The organism is Kocuria salsicia (genome assembly GCF_039532055.1).
GTDB lineage: Bacteria > Actinomycetota > Actinomycetes > Actinomycetales > Micrococcaceae > Kocuria > Kocuria salsicia.
In genome coordinates, this window is record NZ_BAAARF010000012.1 from 136,210 (window position 1) to 155,652 (window position 19,443).

Here is a 19,443-nt window from a genome sequence, read left to right on the forward strand (position 1 = left end):
CCGATCCATTCCCGCAGAACCACCAGTTTCTCCCGTCGACGCGGTGTCAACGGGCTATCCCCGAGCCACGGCACGAACACACTGCGAGGCAGCTTGCTCTCCCCCGTGGCCCCGGTCGGGTGCGTCCGGCGGCAGGAACGAGCGGTGGTACCGCGACGGGTCGAACGTGTGCGGGCTCATCGCGGCGTGGCGCGGTCCCACCCGCCTCACCGTGGCGAACACGATGGTGCTCCACAGCCGCAGGGCACGCTTGCCCGTCACGAACGCGGCGTGCTTGAGCTTGCGGGCAGGCAGCAGGAGATCGGGGCGGTCTACAACGCCGCTCCCCCGGTAGCGGGGTTCCCGTCAGTGCCGGTGGGGCACCGCAGGACGACGTCCGCGTCCCTGGCCGCCGGGCGAAGCGCCTCGACCGTGTCCGCGCTCAGCCACCAACCCACCCGCCCCTGAACGACGAGTTCCGCGGTGGCCCGTGCGAGCGCAGAGCTGGTCTGGAAGCCGTAGCCGCCCTGGCCGGCCAGCCAGAAGAACCCGGGAGCGGCGGTATCCCAGCCGCACACCGGCACGTCGCTCGGGCGGGAGGTGCGCAAACCGGTCCACTCCTTGACCGTGCCGGTGATCCGCAGGGCAGTCTCCCGTTCAAGGGTCTCGATCAGAGCGGCAACAGCGCCGTCGTGGGGAGTGGCATCGCAGGGCTCGCTCGGTTCCGCCTCACCCCAGGAGATCATGGCCCCCACCGGGTCGGGGCGGTAGTACCAGTCCTGGGCGGCGTCGTCGACCATCGGGTGCTCGGGCACGAACGGCTCGGCGAGGCTCACCAGCGCGGCCGTGCGGCGGTAGGGCTGGAGCCCCTGCGGGGTGGCGCCCGCCAGCGCGCCGACGTGCTCGGCCCACGAGCCCGCGGCATTGACGACCGTACGGGCCCGCACCGCCGTCTCCGACCTCGCTGCCGTCTTGCCGGAACCGACGACGTCGACCACCCAGGTCTCTCCTTCTTGCGGGGAAAGTCCCACCACGCGCGCGTCCGTGCGAATCTCCACCCCGGCGGCCTCGGCCCGAGCACGGTGCCACGCCACGAGGGCCGAGGCATCCGTCCGAACGGCGGAGTCGTCCACGGCCGCCGAGGGGTACCGCTCCGGGTTCGCCGCAAGCTCGGGGCAGAGCAGAACGAGGTCTTCCCGGCTGAGTGACCGCATCCCCGGGGCCGCCATGGCTGCGACGTCCTCCGGGCGACCGGCGACCACAAACGCACTAGGCCAGGCGAGCGGCGCCGCCAGTTCCTCACCCGCCCGCAGGATCTGGTCGATGCTCCAGCGCGTCAGCTCAAGCACCGGTCCCGGGCCGTAGCCGGGGATCAGTTGCTGCGCCGACCGGGAGGAGCTGTGCAGTGCGACGTCCTCCTCGGCCTCCAGGACCAGGATGCCGTGTCCTGCCCCCCGCAACCGGGCGAGTTCGGACGCCGCGGACAGTCCGGCGATCCCGCCACCGATGATCACAATCTCCTGGCACATGGACCCATTCTCGCACCCCTGCCTGCAACTGAACGGCAACGCAGAAACCCCGTCCCCGCCACGTGGGCGGGAACGGGGTTCCGAGTGGGCATTCTGCTGATCAGTTCAGCGTCACGACCGGCTCGTCCCGGGGGACGAGTGCCTGAAATCAGGCGGGGATGTTGAGAACCTGGCCCGGGAAGATCAGGTTGGCATCGGCCACGGAGCCGGAGTTGGCCGCGTACAGGGCCTCCCAGCCGCCGTTGACGCCCAGCTTGTTGGCGATCGTGCCCAGCGTGTCGCCGGCCTGCACGGTGTAGGTGCCGGCGGCCGGAGCAGCCTGCTGCACGGGGGCAGCGGGGGCGGAGTACTCCACAGCCGGTGCCTGGGCCACGGGAGCGGACTCCTGAGCGGGCGCGGTCTCCTGCACGGGTGCGGTCTCCTTCACCGGCGCGGCCTGCTGCACGGCGGGGGCAGCCTGCTCGACCGGGGCGGCCTCCTGCACGGAGGAGGACTGCGTGGACACCGACGCGGCGGCGGCGGGGGCCGAGTAGGAACCCGAGGAGATCATGGAGGAGCACTCCCACTGGCTGGCACCGGAGCGGGCCATGAGCTCGGCGGCGGCAGCGTCCTGGACGGCGGCAGGCGCATCCGCGGCGTGGGCGTAGCCCGCGGACTGGGACATGCCGGCCCAGGTGCTGTCGAGGAACTGGTAGGCGCCGGAGGCACCGGAGGAGGCGTTGACGGCCTGGTAGTTTCCGCCGGACTCGCACTGCTTGATTGCGTCGAGGCTCGGAGCGGCGTTGGCGGGAACGGCGAAGGCACCGACGGCCACACCACCCATCACGACAGCAGCGGCACCACGGCGAATAGCGGTTGAAGTCTTCATCATGCTCCGTAAGGCCACCTACGCTCGCTCCCGTCCCCGGGGGTCTTCGCGCCGTCGTCTACCCTTGACAGTTGGTGTTAGGGGTAGAAACTACGGAATGCTGCCATACAGACGACGTACGGTGTTGCAGCAGCATCCAGCACAGTCCAGACCACGGATCAGTGGTCCGGTAGCGAACTTCCGCTCACGAAAGTCCGCTGAGGAAGTTGTTGATAACGATAGCGTAACATTCCGCGTTCAGCCAAGTGCAGCGTTACGTTTTCGTTATACCAATTCTGGGGACAACCCCAGTCTTGGGCGCGTATCACGGCCCGCAGGGCCCTTCAACTCGTGACACGCTAGGGCACCCCCGTCGCAGAGGTCAACCTCGCACATCGGCCACGCCATGGTAACGGACTGATAGCCAGTGCATAACGGTCTGATATCTCCCGCTCAGTTGGCCGCCCACGCCGCGATGACGCTGGCCACACGGGCCTTTTCGTAGACGTTCACAATCGCACTAGGATCCGTGTGCTCTTCCTCACACAGCGCCGGCGGCGGGGGCAGATCGGGGCGTTCCACCACCGCTCCGGCCTCGTGGGCGATCAGCGCACCGGCCGCCCAGTCGTGCTCGTGCAGCCCCCGTTCCGAGTACCCGTCCAGGGTCCCCTCCGCCACCATGCAGAGGTCCAGTGATGCGGCTCCCAGTCTGCGCATGTCCGAGAAGTTCTCCATGGTCTCGAGGAAAGCGCCGAACTGCTCGCGGCGCACCGCGGGGTCGTACGAGAACCCCGTCCCGTAGAGCGCTCCCCGTCGCAAAGGCACCGGGCCCGTCAACCGGGTGTCCCTGCCGTTGCGGCGCACCCAGGCGCCAAGCCCCGCCACGGCGTAGTAGATCCGCCCCAGGGCGGGAGCGTTCACAACCCCCACGAGCCAGTTGCCGTGCTCGTCGCACGCAGCCACCGAGGTGGAATAGTAGACGATGTCCCGGATGAAGTTGGTGGTGCCGTCCAGGGGATCCACGGACCAGCGCACGCCGGAACGCTGGCCCGGCACATAGGTCCCGGACTCCTCCCCGGTGATCGCGTCGTACGGCCTGGCCCCGCGCAGCACCTCGCTGACGGCGTCCTCAGCGGCGACGTCGAAGGCCGTCACCCAGTCCCCCTCCGAGGACTTGTTCACGGCATGCAGCTGCGCAGTGTCCCTGCCGCGAAGCACCTGTGCCCCTGCCTCGGCCGCCTCCAGCGCAACCGCCAAAAGGTCCTCCAGCTCGTCCGTCCCGGGGCCCAGCCCCTCCAGTGCGTCAGCCATGTCCGGTCTACTCCTCATCTGCCGCGGCCGCGGCGTCCTCGAACGCCGCCGGGCCCCGCGCGAGCAGCAGGTCAAAGCCCGCCTCGTCCAGGACGGTCAGACCCAGGGACTCGGCCTTGTCCAGCTTGCTGCCCGCGTTCTCGCCGGCCACCACGAAGTCCGTCTTCTTGGAGACCGATCCGGCCGCCTTGCCGCCGCGCGCCAGTATGGCCTCCTTGGCGGAGTCGCGGCTGTAGCCCTCCAGCGAGCCTGTGACCACCACGGTGACCCCCTCCAGGGTGCGGGGCGTGGACTCGTCCACCTCTTCCTCCATGCGGACCCCGGCCTCGGCCCAGGTCTGCACCACGTTGCGCCGCCACGGCTCCTCGAAGAACTCGATCACCGCCTGGGCGATCACGGGCCCCACGCCGTCGGTGCCGGCGAGGGTCTCCTGGTCCGCCGCGCGGATCGCATCCATGCTGCGGAAAGCGACCGCCAGTGAGCGAGCCGCCGTGGGTCCCACGTGCCGGATGGACAGGGCCACCAGCACGCGCCACAGGTCTGTGTCCTTAGCTTTCTCCAGCTGCGCGAACATCTGCTCCGTGGTCTTGGACGGGGCGCTCGGCCTGGCCTTCGTGGGCTTGGTCCAGAAATAGGGGACGAGCTCGGGCGTGACCCGCTGCACCTTCTCGCCCGTCTCGGGGTCCTTGACGGTGCGCCGGGAGTCACGCCACACCATGACGTCCCGCAGGTCCTGCGGGCTGAGGTCGAACAGCCCGGCCTCGTTGCGCAGCGGCGGGGCCGAGAAGTCGGTGCCGTCCGGGGCGTCCAGCGGGACGGGCTGGGTCAGGGCCTTCGCGGCCTCCTCCCCGAGCGCCTCGATGTCGAACGCACCGCGCCCGGCCGCGTGGTTCACGCGCTCCTTCAGCTGGGACGGGCAGGTCTGCGCGTTGGGGCAGCGAATGTCCACGTCCCCCTCCTTGGCGGGGCGCAACGGGGTGCCGCAGGACGGGCACTCGGTGGGCATCACGAACTCGCGCTCGGAACCGTCCCGCAGGGCAACGACGGGTCCCACGATCTCCGGGATCACGTCCCCGGCCTTGCGCAGCACCACGGTGTCCCCGATCAGCACACCCTTCGCCTTCACCACGTCCTGGTTGTGCAGTGTGGCCATCTCCACCGTGGAACCGGCCACCCGCACGGGGTCCATGAGCCCGAAAGGAGTGACCCGCCCGGTGCGCCCCACGTTCACGAGGATGTCCAGGAGCTTGGTGTTGACCTCCTCCGGCGGGTACTTGTATGCCACCGCCCAGCGGGGCACGCGGGAGGTGTAACCGAGGCGGAACTGCGTGCGGCGGTCGTCCACCTTGACCACGATGCCGTCGATCTCGTGCAGCAGGCTGTGCCGCCTGTCCCCGAACTCGGCGATGAACTCGAGGACCTCGGGCACCGAGGCCAGCACTCGGGAATATGGGCTCACGGGCAGCCCCCAGCCCTTGAGGACGTCGTAGGCCTCGGACTGCGTGGTCAGCTCGACGCCGCGCACGTAGCCGATGCCGTGCACGAACATGGACAGCGGTCGCCGCGCGGTGACCTCCGGATCCTTCTGGCGCAGCGAACCCGCGGCCGCGTTTCGGGGGTTGGCGAACGGCGCGCGCCCCTCCTCCACCATCGTCTCGTTGAGCGCGCGGAAGTCCTTGGAGGAGATGAACACCTCGCCACGCACCTCCACCTCCTCCGGGAAGTCCTCACCGGTGAGCCGCTGCGGGATGGTTTTGATGGTGGCCACGTTGTGCGTGATGTCCTCGCCCGTGGTGCCATCCCCGCGCGTGGCCGCGCGCACGAGTACGCCGTCGCGGTAGAGGAGGTTGACCGCGAGACCGTCGATCTTGACCTCGCTGAGCCACGCGACCTCCGGTGCCCCCGGCAGCTGCTCGACCTGCTGCTGCGCGCGCTCGAGCCACGCCACGAGCTCGTCCGTGGAGAAGACGTCCTCGAGCGAGTACATCTTCTCCAGGTGCGTGACCGGGCTGAACGCCACACCGACCTCGCCGCCGACCTCCTGCGTGGGTGAGTCGTTGGCCTTCAGCTCCGGGTGCAACGCCTCGAACTCCTCGAGTTCGCGGTACAGGGCGTCGTACTCCGCGTCCGAGATCACGGGCTGGTCGTGCACGTAGTAGGCGGCGCGCGCCTCGCGCACCCGGTCAGAGAGCTCGGCGTACTGCTCCCGCAGTGCCTCGCTGGGCTCCTCCGGGTTGAGGTCCTGGCCGTTCACGTCCGTGGCCCGCTGGGCGGTCTTGGCTGTCTCTGTGCTCACCGCACCATTGTGACCCACGACGCCGACACGCTGAGTCCGCGGTCCCGGCACGGTCCCACAGTGGGCCCCGTGCCGCACCGGGGACGACGCCGCGCCGTCGAGCCCGCGCCCAGAGGCCCGCGCCTGCGGGCCCACGCTGCCCGAGCCGAACGACGACGAGCGCCGCCCCCGGACCTCGTGCAGTGGTCCGGGGGCGACGCTCGTCGCAGCTGTGCGCTGGGTCCCGCTACAGGGCGGTCACCCGCAACTGCGCATGGGGGCGGTTGCGCTTGGGGTCCCACACGTCCACGGTGGAACCGCGCCAGGAGTGGCCGCGACCGTCGTCGTCCACCGCCACGGCCACCGTGGCAGGAAGCCGCACGGGGGTGGCGAAGTCCACCGACCACACGAACGGGACCTCGGCGGGCACACCGGTCATCGCGAGGGCGCGCGACGCCGTGTACATCCCGTGCGCGATCGCGGACTTCATGCCCAGGGCCCGCGCGGACGGGTCCGAGAGGTGGATGGGGTTGTAGTCGCCGCTGACGGCCGCGTACTCACGCCCCGTACCGGCCCCGAGGCGCCACTCGCCTGTGGGGTGCGGAGGCGTGAACTCCTCGCGCTTGTCGGTCTCCCCAGAGTCGCCGCTGCTCGGTGACTGCCCGGCGATCGCGGTGTGAACCCCCTTGGCGAGATACGTGGAGCGCCCGGCCCACACGACGTCGCCGTCCTCGCGGCCCAGCGTGACCATCGCATCCACCAGGGTTCCGGAGCGGTGCGCTTGCAGGTTGTCCACCCACGCCGTGGCGGTGACGGGCTCGCCGACCGCCACGTCCGTGATGTGGTGGACTGTGTTGCTCAGGTGCACCATGCCGAGCACGGGCAGCGGGAAGTCCGGGCGTGTCAGCACGGACATGGCCACGGGGAACGCGAGGGCGTGCAGCGCGCCCGAGTACACGGCGCTGAGCTCCGAACCGGGTGCCACCGGATGCGGACTTGCATGCACCACGCGGCAGAACTTCCCGTGCCACTCGGGATCCGCGCTCAGCCCGCGCACCTGGTGTGCCACCCGCGGCAGTTCCAGGGACGCGTCCACGCGCTCCGGTGCCTCCCCGCGCAGCGACGCCGGCAGCACCTTTTTCGCGGGCGAGTTGCGCAGGGCGGGCAGCACCCTGCGGGTGGCCGACGCCGCCGCGCCGCCCAGTGCCGACGCCGCCGCGTGGGCGCCCGCCGAGGCGTAGAGCCCCGGGAGCTTCACGGGTCCGCGGAGCAGCTCGACCTCGTAGTCGCCGGGCAGCCCCGGCAGTTCCTCGCTCATGCGATCACGCCCCCACCAGGCTCTGGCCGCACACGCGCAGCGTCTGGCCGTTGATGCCGCCGGCGGCGTCCGAGAGCAGGAACGTGATGGCCTGTGCAACGTCCACGGGCAGCCCGCCCTGCTGCAGCGAGTTCAGGCGGCGAGAGATCTGGCGGCGGGCCGCGGGGATCTTGGCCGTCATGTCCGACTCGATGAACCCGGGCGCCACCGCGTTGATGGTGCCGCCCTTGGCCGCGATCAGCGGGGCCGTGGCCGCGACGAGACCGATCACGCCCGCCTTGGAGGCGGCATAGTTGGTCTGGCCGCGATTGCCCGCAACGCCGCTCGTAGACGCGAGGCACACGATTCGCGGGGCCGGTCCGAGGTCCTTCGAGGCGAGCAGCGTCTCGTTGATCCGCAGCTGCGACTCGATGTTCACCGCGAGCACGGAGTCCCACTTGGCGGCGTCCATGTTGGCGAGCATCTTGTCCCGCGTGATCCCGGCGTTGTGGACCACGAGATCCAGACGACCGTAGCGCGCGGTGACGAGGTCCAGGATCTTCTGCCCGGCCTCGGGATCGGTCACGTCCAGCTGCAGGGCGGGAACGCGCAGCTCGTTGGCGAGCGTGCTGAGCGCGTCACCGGCCATGGGGACGTCCACAGGGATCACCGTGGCGCCGGAGGCTGCCAGCGTGCGGGTGACCTGCTCGCCGATGCCGCGGGCGGCACCGGTGACCACGGCGATCTTGCCGGCGACCGGGTGATCCCAGTCCACTCCGGCGTCGCCGCGGTCGTCGCTGACGGTCAGGAACTGGCCGTCCACGTACGCGCTGCGCCCGGAGAGGAAGAAGCGGATAGCCCCGGTCACGCTGGCCACGTCCGGGGAGACCCCGTCAGCGATCAGCACGCCGTTGGCGGTCACGCCGCCGCGCATCTCCTGGGCCACGGAGCGCAGGATGCCGACGACGCCCTGGCGGGCCGCGGAGACGGCGGGGCTCAGGGGCTCCGCGTTCGCCGCAGTGCCCGACGCCGCGCCGGTCCCGATCCCGAGCGCCGGACGGGACAGCGTGATCACGCGGCCGCCACGACGCAGCTTGCGCAGCGCGGAGGCCAGCTCCAGCGCGGGCCCACCCAGCTGGGAGGGGGTCTCCGCCTCGGTGTAGTCGATGACCACGGCTCCCACGCGGTCCACGTCCTGCGCGGTGCGCCGGACGTCGAGGTCCCACGCGAGCAGGTCCTTCGCGGCGGCGTCGGCGGCCCGGCCCTTGCCGAGCACCAGCACGGAGCCCTCGGGGAAGTCCGCACCGGCCTTGAAGCGGCGCAGGGTCACCGGGCGCGGCAGCCCGAGCTTGCCCGCGACCTGCTTCCCCAGCCCCGAGTTGACCATGTCCAGGTATGTGTCAGTCACTGTTCGTCTCTCCCAGATCTCGTGTTGTCTCGCGGTTGCCGTGCGGTGCTCAGGCCGAGCGCAGCAGCATGGCCACGCCCTGGCCGCCGGCGGCGCACACCGAGATCAGTGCGGTCTGCGGCTTGCCCTCCGCCTTGGCGCGCGCCGCGAGCTCCTTGGCTGTGGAGGCCACGATGCGACCACCGGTGGCGGCGAACGGGTGGCCGGTGGCCAGCGACGAGCCGTTGACGTTGAGCTTGCTGCGGTCGATCGAGCCCAGCGGCTTGTCCAGGCCCAGGCGCTCCTTGCAGAACTCGGGGGACTCCCACGCCTTCATGATGGACAGCACGGTGGAGGCGAATGCCTCGTGGATCTCCACGAGGTCCAGGTCCTGCAGCGTGAGGCCCTGGCGGGCGAGCAGCCGCGGCACGGCGTAGGCCGGAGCCATCAGCAGGCCCTCGTTGCCGGTCACGAAGTCCACCGCGGCGGCCTCGCTGTCCACGACCTCCGCGAGCGGGGTCAGGCCGTGGTCCGAGGCCCACTCGTCCGTGGTGATGAGCACTGCGGAGGCACCGTCCGTGAGCGGAGTGGAGTTACCGGCGGTCATGGTTGCCTCCCCCGCAAGCTTCTTGCCGAAGACGGGGTTCAGGGCGCCGAGCTTCTCCACGGTGGAGCCCGGACGCATGTTGTTGTCCTTGGACAGGCCCTTGAACGGGGTGACGAGGTCGTCGAAGAACCCGCGGTCGTACGCTGCGGCGAGGTTGTTGTGGGACGCGGCGGCCAGCTCGTCCTGCGCGAGGCGGGTGATCTCCCACTTCAGTGCGGTGATCGCCTGGTGCTCACCCATGCTCAGACCCGTGCGGGGCTCTCCCGAGGTGGGGACCGAGGGGGCCAGGTCACCGGGGCGCAGGCCCTTGAACGCCTTGATCTTCTCGGCGGCGGTCTTGGCGCGCTGCAGGCGCAGCAGCGCGTGGCGCAGCCGCTCGCTCACGGCGATGGGCGCGTCCGAGGAGGAGTCGACACCACCGGCGATGCCGGCCTCGATCTGACCCAGGCGGATCTTGTTGGAGATCGAGCTGACGGTCTCCATGCCCGTGGCGCACGCCATCTGAACATCGTAGGCCGGGGTGGCCGCGTCCAGGGCGGAGCCCAGCACGGACTCGCGGGTCAGGTTGAAGTCCCGCGAGTGCTTGATGACGGCGCCGGCGGCCACGGCACCCAGGCGCTCACCGGCGATCCCGGTGCGTGCCACGAGACCGTCGAGCGCGGCGGTCAGCATGTCCTGGTTGGACGCGTTCGCGTACGCACCGCCGGCCCGGGAGAAGGGAATGCGGTTGCCAGCGACCACCACGGGGCGGGGACCGGCGGCGTTCGAGGCGTGCTTGCCCGCGGCGTGCGTGGACGTGGAGTTCGGCTTCTGGGTGTTCTCGGACATGGGGGTTGCTCCTGAGGGTTTGTGCGACGTGGATCACTTGAAACCCACAGTAGCTGATACTCTCGGTATCGTGAAACAGGTCACGAACCCCGTCGATGGCAGAAACAGCCGCTGGCAGCGACACCGCGCCAGGCGGCGCATAGAGCTGATCACGGCCGCGCGCGACGCCGTGGCCGCGCACGGCGCCGCCATCTCCATGGAGGAGATCGCCACCGCGTGCGGCACCTCGAAGTCCGTGTTCTACCGGTACTTCAAGGACAAGGCCGGCGTGCAGGCCGCCGTGGGCGAGTACTTCGTGACACGGATGCGCCGCCGCATGGTGGCCGCGGCGAGCGAGGCGGACACCTTCGCCGCCATGATCCACGCGCTGGTCTCGGAGTACCTTCGCTCCGTTGCGGGCTCGGCCGAGGTCTACCGCTTCGTCGTGACCGCCCCGGATGAGCAGGATTCCACCATCGAGCGTTTCGTCGACTCAGTGCGGGACCTGCTCGTGGAGCAGCACCTGCGGCTCCACGGCGACGAGGCCATGAACACCGCGGTGCTGCGGTGCTGGGCCGCCTCGACCGTGGGCATGGTTCGCGGCGCCGGGGAGGCGTGGCTCGCGCAGGGCGACGCCCCGGGACTTCCGGACCGTCACGACATGAGCAGCACCATCACCGCATGGGCCGTGGAAGGTCTGCGCCCCCTGGGCAGCGGCGGCCCGCCGGGAAGGCCCGACGTCGCATCGCCCCTCTCGTCGACCCACCCCTAGTTCTGCATCCCCTCACCCTTTTCCTCTTCCCGCAACCATGACCCTCACCCCGGACGGACCAACCGTCCACGAGAAAATTCAGGAGTCACCATGTCCACCACTTCGGTCAGCGGAACCATTCCGGACACCGATCGCATCGAGGACCTGCCCGAGGAGGGTGCCACCGCGCCGTCGGGCATCGACACCGCCGAGCTCGGCGCCATCCTGCTCGGGCGCTGGCCCGAGGCCCGCCTGGCTGCCCGCAAGCGCGCCGAGGATCCCCGCTTCCAGTCCAAGTACGACCAGACGGTCGCGGACCAGCGCGCCACCACGCTGGAGCAGCTCAAGCTGCTCACCGAGGCCGGGCCGCAGTACCTGGGCATGCCCGAGAGCGTGGGCGGCGCCATGAGCCCCGGGGCGAACCTCTCCGCGTTCGAGGAGCTCGTGCTGGCGGACCCCTCTCTGCAGATCAAGTCCGGCGTGCAGTGGGGTCTGTTCGGCTCCGCGGTGCTGAACCTGGGCACCGAGGAGCACCACAAGAAGTGGCTGCCTGCCATCCTGGACCTCAGCATGCCCGGCGCGTTCGCCATGACGGAGATCGGCCACGGCTCGGACGTCGCCTCGATCGGCACCACCGCCACGTACATCCCCGAGACGGACGAGTTCGAGATCCACACCCCCTTCAAGGCGGCGTGGAAGGACTACCTGGGCAATGCCGCCCTGCACGGCCGAGCCGCCACCGTGTTCGCGCAGCTGATCGTGGACGGCATGAACCACGGCGTGCACTGCCTCTACGTGCCGCTGCGCGACGAGAACGGCGAGTTCCTGCCCGGTGTGGGCGGCGAGGACGACGGCCGCAAAGGCGGGCTCAACGGCATCGACAACGGCCGCCTTCACTTCGACCACGTGCGCGTGCCCCGCACCAACCTGCTCAACAAGTACGGGGACGTGGACGAGAACGGCGTCTACTCCTCCCCCATCCCGTCCCCGGGCCGCCGCTTCTTCACGATGATCGGCACCCTGGTGCAGGGCCGCGTGTCCCTGGACGGCGCGGCGACGATCGCCAACCAGGCCGCACTGAGCATTGCCGTGCGCTACGCGGAGCAGCGCCGCCAGTTCACCTCGGACTCGGACATCCGCGAGCAGACACTGCTGGACTACCAGCGCCACCAGCGCCGGCTGATTCCCCGCATCGCGGAGACGTACGCGATGGCGTTCGCCCACCAGCAGCTGCTGGACAAGTTCCACGAGGTCTTCTCCGGGCAGGACGAGTCCGACGGCAACCGCCAGGAGCTCGAGACCCTCGCGGCGGCGTTCAAGCCCATGTCCACCTGGAGCGCCCTGGACACCCTGCAGGAGTGCCGCGAGGCGTGCGGCGGCGCAGGCTTCATGGCCAAGAACCGCTTCGTGGAGCTGCGTGCGGACCTGGACGTGTATGTGACCTTCGAAGGCGACAACACCATCCTGCTGCAGCTCGTGGCCAAGCGCCTGCTCAACGACTACTCGGCCGAGTTCAAGAACGCGGACGTGGGAGTCATGGCCCGCTACGTGGCGGACCGTGCCACCGAGGCGGGGTTCAACCGCTCGGGGCTGCGCAAGCTCACCCAGGCGTTCTCGGACACCGGGGACTCCCGCAAGTCCGTCAACGCCCTGCGCGATCCCGCCGCCCAGCGCGCGCTGCTCACGGACCGCGTGCAGACGATGGTCGGGGACGTCGCGGAGGAGCTTCGCGCCGTGGCCCGCAAGTCCCGCACCGAGCAGGCCGAGGCTTTCAACCGCAACCAGAACCGGCTGCTGGAGGCAGCGCGTTCCCACGCGCAGCTGCTGCAGTGGGAGGCGTTCACCTCCGGTCTGGAGAAGATCGAGGACCCGGACACCAAGCGCGTGCTCACGTGGCTGCGGGACCTCTTCGGCCTGCGCCTGATCGAGCAGGACCTCGCCTGGTACCTCTCCTACGGCCGCCTGTCCATGCGCCGCGGCCGTGCACTGGAGTCCTACATCAACCGCCTGATCGCGCGGCTGCGGCCGTACTCGCTGGAGCTCGTGGACGCCTTTGGGCTCTCCCCCGAGCTGCTGCGCGCGGAGATCGGTGGCACGGTGGAGGCCGAGCGTCAGCAGGAGGCGCAGGACTACTACCGCCGGCTGCGTGCCAGCGGTGACGCCCCCGTCAAGGAGCCCAAGCCCGCCAAGGACCCGGGAGCCCAGACGCGCGGCCACCACGCCTGACCGGCGCGCTTGACGCACGCGGCCCCGGGGCATCGTCGGACGACGACGCCGCGGGGCCGCTTCAGCGCGCGGGTCTCAGCGGACGCGCGGGATGGTGCTGGTGTGGGCCGCTGGATCCTCGGCGTCGAGGGCGTCCGCGACCACCAGCGTCACGTTGTCCCGGCCGCCGGTGCGCAGGGCCGCCTGGACGAGCACGTCCGCCGCCTCCTTGGGGTGGCGCACCGAGTGCAGGACGCGCGCGATGTGCGCCGGGGAGAGCTCGCCGGTGAGACCGTCCGAGCACATCAGCAGCCGCTGGCCCGGCACCGCGGGCACCACGACCACGTCCGGTTCCCAGATCTGTCCCGTGCCCAGTGCCCGGGTGATCACGTTGCGGCGCGGGTGCACGAGCGCCTGCGCGGGAGTCAGCTGCCCGATCGAGACCAGGTACTGCACCTCCGAGTGGTCCACAGTCAGCTGGGTGACCCCCACCGGGCCGGAGGCCTCCGTGACCTCCTCGCCCACGAGCGGACCCGTGAGCTGGTAGGTGCGGGAGTCCCCCACGTTGAAGATGATCCACAGCCACGCGCCCTCGATCTCCACGAGCCACGCACCGGTGACCGTGGTCCCGGCCCGGGTGCCGCACTGCGCCTGGATGGCCTGGTCCGCCTCCCACAGCACCGAACGCACGCGGTGCACGGCGTCCAGCGCCCCGTTGGGGACGTCCGGGTCCAGCTTGAGCTGGCGGTCGATGGTCGCGCGGAAGCGGGCGACGTCGGAACCCGGCTCGGGCTCCGTGATCCGGTAGTCGCGGAAGTCGTCCAGGGAGAACAGGTCCGAGGCGCCGAGGGTCGCGACGCACAGTGCACTGGCCACCTCGCCGGCCTCGTGGCCGCCCATGCCGTCCGCGACGGCGCACATCGTGTCGGTCACGATCAGGGCGTCCTCGTTCGTCTCGCGGCGCAGGCCACGGTCCGTGACTCCGCCCGACCGGATCGTGAGTGCTTCGCTCATTCGACCTCTTCCTCGAGGAGGGGCCCACGGCCCTGGCTGATCGACACCGGGCGCACGTCCCCGAAACCGCGCACGTTACGAGTGGGTTGGGGGGTGAGGACGAAGCGCTCGTCCCCCTCCAGGACCTTGGCGGTGGAGGCGTCCACCATCACGCCGCCCGGTTCGGTGAGGGCCACCAGCCGGGAGGCCAGGTTCACCGTGGGCCCGTAGAGGTCACCGAGGCGCGGCAGTACGCGCCCCCACACGAAGGCCACGCGCGCCTGCGGGAGCAGGGGGTCTTCACGAATGATCCGCGCGAGCGCCAGGGAGATCTGCGCGCCACCATCCGGGGTCTCCGCGAGGAACATGACCTCGTCCCCGATGGTCTTGATCACGCGCCCGCCTCCGATCGAGATGACCTCCGCGCAGCGCTTCTCGAAGCGCTGGACGAGGTTCGCGAGCGTGCGCTCGTTCATCTGCCGGGACAGGGAGGTGTAGGAGACGAGGTCCGCGAAGCCGACACCGCGGGCCAGGGGCAGCGCGCCGCCGCCGGGATCGACGTCGTTGAGGCTCACGGTGGAGCCGTCTGCGCGCTCGCCCCTCATAGCCAGCCGCTGCACGGCCGCCGAGAGCTGACGGCGCCACGCGTAGCCAAGCAGTTGCTCGAGGGGCTCCAGCAGCTCGGGCAGCAGCCGCAGCAGCTCGCGGCGGGCAGCGGCGTCCGTCATGTCCCGGTGGGCGACCATGTCCTCCACGAGTGCCTCGATCTGCCACACGACCATGCGGTCCGTCAGCTGGGCCACGGAGCGGGCCAGGGACAGGGCCGCCTCCTCGCTGAGCTTTTCCTCCTGGACGAGGTTGGAAACCACGCGCAGGGCGCGGACGTCCTCGCCCGTGAAGTAGACGTCGTCGTCGCTGAGGTTGGGGAAGCCCAGGGCGCGCCAGATCTTCTGGGCCGACGCCGTGGACAGACCGGCTTCGCGCGCGGCTTCACGACGGCGCAGGTTGCGCTGGGAGCCCAGCAGCAGGGAATCGAGGTGGCGCACGGCCGCCTGGGACTCATCCGAGCCGTACAGGTTGGACTGCACAGGGTTGTTCAGGTTCAGGTTCAGCTGCTCTGTCTGGGGACCCGTCGCGTACCGTTGCGGGTCGTCAGAGGGGGCATCGGCCACCCGGTCCTCCTTGCTGGCTGTTGTACTACCGGCGGTACCGGCACGACGGTGTTGTCTGCACCACTCTAGGCCCACGAGTTGGACGCGCCCGCCGCGGACTCGCGCACCAGCTGCGCGAACCGGGCCGGCTGGGGGCAGCCCGAGAGCTTGAGACCTCCCAGGTGGCCGAAGTCCGCGAGCACCGTGCCCCGGTCCAGGCTCTCCCGTGCCTCGCCCGGCGTCGCGGCTCCGCGGGTCACCCGCACGGAGCGCAGGGCCTCCAGGGGCAGGGCGACCTCACCGTTGCGCACGGGCGGGCCAACGAGTGCGAGCCGCCGGGTGGTCAGCACGAAGCGCGTTCGCAGCCACCGCCAGACCGGCGCCACCACGAAGTGCCACGCGGCCAGCAGCGCGGCGAGCGCGAGCACCCATCCCACGACGGTGTGCACGGTGGTCCAGGGGGTGTCCGTGGGCCGCCAGGTCAGGTCCAGGACGCGGCTCAGCGCGGAGTAGCACAGCACGATCAACCACGCGGCGAGCGCAGGGCCTAGGAGTTTCAGGGGGTGCGCGCGGGTGTACACCACCGTCTCCTCCCCGGGCGCCAGGGCCAGCGCGCCGGCACGGCTCACGCGCGGGCCGCCTGCCCGACCGCGGGACGTACGTGGACGACGTCGCCGGCGGAGAACTCTCGCAGGGCGCCGTCCTGTCCCCGCACCACCAGCTGACCGGCGGCGCCGAGGCCCACGGCGGTTCCCACGGCGGGCTGGTCCGTGCCCGGCAGCTGCACCGCGACGCGGCGGCCGATGGTGTCCAGCCGCGCCTCGATCTCCGTCCGCACGCTTCCGTGGGGGCCGAGCTCGCGGGCGGGGTCCTCGCCCACGCGCGACACGAGGTCCGCGAGGCGCTCCAGCACGGCGGTGAGAACGGCGGGCCGGTTGGGGACGGCGGCGTCGTCGCTGGAGGTGTCGGCGGCGGTTTCCAGGCGCAGGGACGTGGCGGTGGGCACCGGCAGCTCGGTCTGCGCGACATTTATGCCCGCGCCCACAACCACCGTGGGGGCGCTGCTTGCTCCTGCACCGCCGGTTGCCGCGGCTGGGACCATGGTGGCCAGGATGCCGCAGAGCTTGCGGTCGTGGACCAGGACGTCGTTGGGCCACTTGATGGTGGCAGGTGCGCCGGTGAGGTCCCGCACCGCACCGGTGACGGCGTGCGCCATGAGCAGGGTGAGCCACGGGACGAGTTCAGGACTCCAGGCGCGTCCGGCGTGGTCCACCGGCACGCACGCCACGGAGAAGGTCACCGCGGTGCCGGGCGGTGTCACCCACTGGCGGTTCAGCCTGCCCCTCCCGCCGGCCTGGAACCCGGCCACCACCGCACGGGGCGCGGACCCTGCGGGCGCGGCGTCTCCGGGTGCTGGCGCGCAGGGCGCGGAATCTCGGGGCGCTGCCCGTCGGGGCGAGGACTCTGCGAGGGTGGCCCCGTGGGACGCTCCCCCACCAGTCTGGTCCCAGGCCGCCGCCGCGATCCGCTCCGCGAGCCACGCGTTCGTGGAGGCCACCGTGTCCAGCACCTCGACCTCGCCCCACCCGGCACCCCGCAGAGCGCGCGCCGCGTCCTCGGCACGGTAGTCCGCGGCGGGCTGGTCGGTGGTGGCGTCCATGGGTCCTCTATTTCTGCTCTTCTGCTGCGGTCCTGGGCACGGGGGCATGCCCGCACCCGTGACATTTTAGGTGGGGTCCCCGACCTCCACAGCGGCCACCACCTGCGAGTTCGCCCGGCACCGCGGGCGAACCGAACCGGTCCCGGCCCGAGCCCCGGTTCGGCTCCCGGTTCGCGTCCCCGGTCCGCGCACGAGGGACCCACCTATGCTAGGGCGCACCACGAGAGTCCATGAGAGGAACCCCATGAGCATCTTTGCCCTCACCTACATCTACGGCGGCCCACAGGAGGTCCTCGCCGAGCACCGCCCCGCGCACCGCGCCTACCTCCGTGAGCTGAACGAGCAGGGACGCAATCTCGCCTCGGGGCCGTTGGGGGACGACGCGGCCCTGATCATCTTCTCAGCGGATTCCCAGCGGGAGGTCGAGGAGATCGTGGCGAAGGACCCCCTGGTGGTGCACGGCGCCGTCACCGAGCACGAGATCCAGCCGTGGAACGTGACCATCGGCTCCGTGGGCGGGGCGCCGCAGGGCTCCTGAGACGCGCAGGGGTGGAGTGGTGCGCGCGGAGGCCGGCGCTGCGGCGTCGTCGTCCGGAGGAATCCACCGGAGGCCCGGACGGGAACAGCGTGCCCACGGGCAAGAAAAGCCGCACAGATTGTGGGACCTCTACAAACATGCCCGGGAGTGCTGCAACTACACTGGAACCCGATCCTGGGCACCCGCGCGGCTGCCCGCCCCGTCATCCGTCTCGACAACGCGAGGTCCCATGAGCCACGACCTGTCCACCACCGCAGGCAAGATCGCCGATTTCCGGCAGCGCCGCGAGGAGGCCGCCGTGCCTGCAGGACAGAGCGCGGTGGAGAAGCAGCACTCGCGCGGGAAGAACACCGCGCGCGAGCGCATCGAGATGCTGCTGGACCCCGAGTCCTTCGTGGAGTTCGACGCGCTGGCCGTGCACCACAGCACGATGTTCGGCATGGAGAAGAAGAAGCTGCTCGGGGACGGTGTGGTCAGCGGCTACGGCACCGTGGACGGGCGCCTCGTGGCGGTCTACTCGCAGGACTTCGGCGTGTTCGGCGGCTCCCTCTCCCAGGTCAACGGAGAGAAGATCGTCAAGGTCCAGAAGTTCGCGCTGCGCAACGGCTGCCCCGTGATCGGGATCAACGACGGCGGCGGCGCGCGCATCCAGGAGGGCGTGGCCTCCCTGGCGATGTTCGCGGACATCTTCCGCATGAACGTGCGATCCTCCGGCGTGGTCCCGCAGATCTCACTCATCATGGGCCCGTGCGCCGGCGGTGCCGCCTACTCCCCCGCCCTGACCGATTTCGTGGTGATGGTGGACAAGACCTCCCACATGTTCATCACCGGCCCGGACGTCATCAAGACCGTCACGGGCGAGACCGTGGACATGGAGACCCTGGGCGGCGCCCGCTCGCACAACGAGCGCACGGGCACGGCGGCGTACCTGGCCTCGGACGAGCAGGACGCCTTCGACTTCGTGCACGAGCTGCTCGAGTTCCTGCCCGGCAACAACCTGCAGGACAGCCCCGTGCTGGAGCACGACCAGGTGGAGGAGACCACGGACGAGGACCTCGCCCTGGACGAGCTCATCCCGGACTCCGCGAACCAGCCCTACGACATGCGCACCGTGATCGAGACGGTCGTGGACGACGGCCACTTCATGCAGGTCCAGGAGCTCTACGCGCCCAACGTGATGGTCGGCTACGCCCGGGTGGAAGGCCACACCGTGGGGATCGTGGCGAACCAGCCCATGCAGTTCGCCGGCACCCTGGACATCGCCGCCTCCGAGAAGGCTGCCCGTTTCGTGCGCCACTGCGACGCGTTCAACATTCCCATCCTCACGTTCGTGGACGTCCCCGGGTTCCTCCCCGGCACGGACCAGGAGTTCAACGGCATCATCCGCCGCGGCGCCAAGCTGCTGTACGCCTACGCGGAGGCCACGGTGCCGCTGGTCACCGTGATCACCCGCAAGGCCTACGGCGGTGCGTACATCGTGATGGGCTCCAAGAAGCTCGGTGCGGACATCAACCTCGCATGGCCCACCGCGCAGATCGGCGTGATGGGCTCGCAGGGGGCGGTGGAGATCCTCTACCGCCGGGATCTCAAGGCCGCGAAGGAGAACGGCGAGGACGACGACGCTCTGCGCTCGGAGCTGGCCCAGAAGTTCGAGGAGGACCTCCTCAACCCCTACCAGGCCGCTGAGCTCGGCTACGTGGACGCCGTCATCTGCCCGTCGGAGACCCGCGAGCAGATCATCAAGGCGCTGCGCGGCCTCGCGGACAAGCGTGCGTCCCAGCCAGCCAAGAAGCACGGGAACATTCCGCTGTGAGCGTCCCCAACGCGCCGGCGCTCCCGGGCGTCGATCCCCGCACCGCGGCCGTGGCCTCACTGCCCGAGGCCACGAGCCAGCAGGAGCCGCTGTTCACGGTCACCCGCGGCAACCCCACGCCAGAGGAGCTCGCAGTGCTCGTGGCACTGTTCAGCGCCCGGCCGGCCGCGGAGGAGAAGAGCGGCGGGGCCACGCCCCGCAAAACCCCCAAGGCGCAGTCCCGCCGGCTGCGGCTGGGTCTGCGGCTGCGCCCCGGCCGGGGTGCGTGGCGGAGGGCACAGCCGGAGCGGTGA

Annotated in this window: 16 protein-coding genes; 5 read left to right on the forward strand and 11 right to left on the reverse strand. The window is 70.5% G+C overall.

Features of this window, described 5'->3' with window-relative positions; genetic code table 11:
• Nucleotides 1-311: 311 nt before the first annotated feature.
• From ABD264_RS10555 to ABD264_RS10585, 7 genes are all read right to left on the reverse strand, one after another.
• The gene (locus ABD264_RS10555; RefSeq protein WP_144942314.1) at nt 312-1,508 is read right to left on the reverse strand and encodes an NAD(P)/FAD-dependent oxidoreductase; all 1,197 of its coding nucleotides are present in this window, start codon (nt 1,506-1,508) and stop codon (nt 312-314) included.
• Between the two features lie 148 nt (nt 1,509-1,656).
• Nucleotides 1,657-2,379 (reverse strand): transglycosylase family protein, encoded by a 723-nt coding sequence (locus ABD264_RS10560; protein WP_344205954.1) that lies wholly within the window; start codon nt 2,377-2,379, stop codon nt 1,657-1,659.
• Nucleotides 2,380-2,808: 429 nt separating this feature from the next.
• Nucleotides 2,809-3,666 (reverse strand): inositol monophosphatase family protein, encoded by an 858-nt coding sequence (locus tag ABD264_RS10565; RefSeq protein ID WP_144942316.1) that lies wholly within the window; start codon nt 3,664-3,666, stop codon nt 2,809-2,811.
• Between the two features lie 7 nt (nt 3,667-3,673).
• The gene (gene ligA, locus ABD264_RS10570; RefSeq protein WP_303106059.1) at nt 3,674-5,962 is read right to left on the reverse strand and encodes an NAD-dependent DNA ligase LigA; all 2,289 of its coding nucleotides are present in this window, start codon (nt 5,960-5,962) and stop codon (nt 3,674-3,676) included.
• 226 nt (nt 5,963-6,188) lie between these two features.
• Nucleotides 6,189-7,259, reverse strand: a complete 1,071-nt coding sequence (locus ABD264_RS10575) for a MaoC family dehydratase (RefSeq protein ID WP_344205957.1) — start codon at nt 7,257-7,259, stop codon at nt 6,189-6,191.
• Between the two features lie 4 nt (nt 7,260-7,263).
• Nucleotides 7,264-8,646, reverse strand: a complete 1,383-nt coding sequence (locus ABD264_RS10580; protein ID WP_144942319.1) for a 3-oxoacyl-ACP reductase — start codon at nt 8,644-8,646, stop codon at nt 7,264-7,266.
• Nucleotides 8,647-8,695: 49 nt separating this feature from the next.
• On the reverse strand, nt 8,696-10,060 hold the full coding sequence (locus ABD264_RS10585; RefSeq protein WP_344205959.1) for an acetyl-CoA C-acetyltransferase: 1,365 nt from the start codon (nt 10,058-10,060) through the stop codon (nt 8,696-8,698).
• 70 nt (nt 10,061-10,130) lie between these two features.
• Between ABD264_RS10585 and ABD264_RS10590 the strand changes: the two genes are divergently transcribed.
• Together ABD264_RS10590 and ABD264_RS10595 are read left to right on the forward strand one after the other, a co-directional pair.
• Entirely contained in the window at nt 10,131-10,811 is a 681-nt protein-coding gene (locus ABD264_RS10590) for a TetR/AcrR family transcriptional regulator (protein ID WP_244944767.1), read from the forward strand.
• A gap of 90 nt (nt 10,812-10,901) precedes the next feature.
• The gene (locus ABD264_RS10595) at nt 10,902-13,016 is read left to right on the forward strand and encodes an acyl-CoA dehydrogenase family protein (RefSeq protein ID WP_344205961.1); all 2,115 of its coding nucleotides are present in this window, start codon (nt 10,902-10,904) and stop codon (nt 13,014-13,016) included.
• A 75-nt stretch (nt 13,017-13,091) separates the two neighbouring features.
• Here ABD264_RS10595 and ABD264_RS10600 read toward each other — a convergent pair whose 3' ends face one another.
• The 4 genes from ABD264_RS10600 to ABD264_RS10615 form a co-directional block, all read right to left on the reverse strand.
• On the reverse strand, nt 13,092-14,009 hold the full coding sequence (locus ABD264_RS10600; protein WP_144942323.1) for a PP2C family protein-serine/threonine phosphatase: 918 nt from the start codon (nt 14,007-14,009) through the stop codon (nt 13,092-13,094).
• The gene (locus tag ABD264_RS10605) at nt 14,006-15,160 is read right to left on the reverse strand and encodes an adenylate/guanylate cyclase domain-containing protein (RefSeq protein WP_144942324.1); all 1,155 of its coding nucleotides are present in this window, start codon (nt 15,158-15,160) and stop codon (nt 14,006-14,008) included. Before ABD264_RS10605 ends, ABD264_RS10600 begins: the two co-directional genes overlap by 4 nt.
• A gap of 65 nt (nt 15,161-15,225) precedes the next feature.
• Nucleotides 15,226-15,768: a hypothetical protein gene (locus ABD264_RS10610; protein ID WP_144942325.1), complete on the reverse strand. Its 543-nt coding sequence runs from the start codon at nt 15,766-15,768 to the stop codon at nt 15,226-15,228.
• Complete coding sequence (locus tag ABD264_RS10615) at nt 15,765-16,799, reverse strand: biotin--[acetyl-CoA-carboxylase] ligase (protein WP_303106054.1); 1,035 nt, start codon at nt 16,797-16,799, stop codon at nt 15,765-15,767. Before ABD264_RS10615 ends, ABD264_RS10610 begins: the two co-directional genes overlap by 4 nt.
• Nucleotides 16,800-17,043: 244 nt before the next feature.
• Between ABD264_RS10615 and ABD264_RS10620 the strand changes: the two genes are divergently transcribed.
• The 3 genes from ABD264_RS10620 to ABD264_RS10630 all read left to right on the forward strand — a co-directional run bounded on the left by ABD264_RS10620 (nt 17,044) and on the right by ABD264_RS10630 (nt 19,443).
• On the forward strand, nt 17,044-17,337 hold the full coding sequence (locus ABD264_RS10620) for a YciI family protein (protein ID WP_055084542.1): 294 nt from the start codon (nt 17,044-17,046) through the stop codon (nt 17,335-17,337).
• A gap of 229 nt (nt 17,338-17,566) precedes the next feature.
• Nucleotides 17,567-19,150, forward strand: a complete 1,584-nt coding sequence (locus ABD264_RS10625; protein ID WP_055084544.1) for an acyl-CoA carboxylase subunit beta — start codon at nt 17,567-17,569, stop codon at nt 19,148-19,150.
• On the forward strand, nt 19,147-19,443 hold the full coding sequence (locus tag ABD264_RS10630; RefSeq protein ID WP_344205968.1) for an acyl-CoA carboxylase subunit epsilon: 297 nt from the start codon (nt 19,147-19,149) through the stop codon (nt 19,441-19,443). Before ABD264_RS10625 ends, ABD264_RS10630 begins: the two co-directional genes overlap by 4 nt.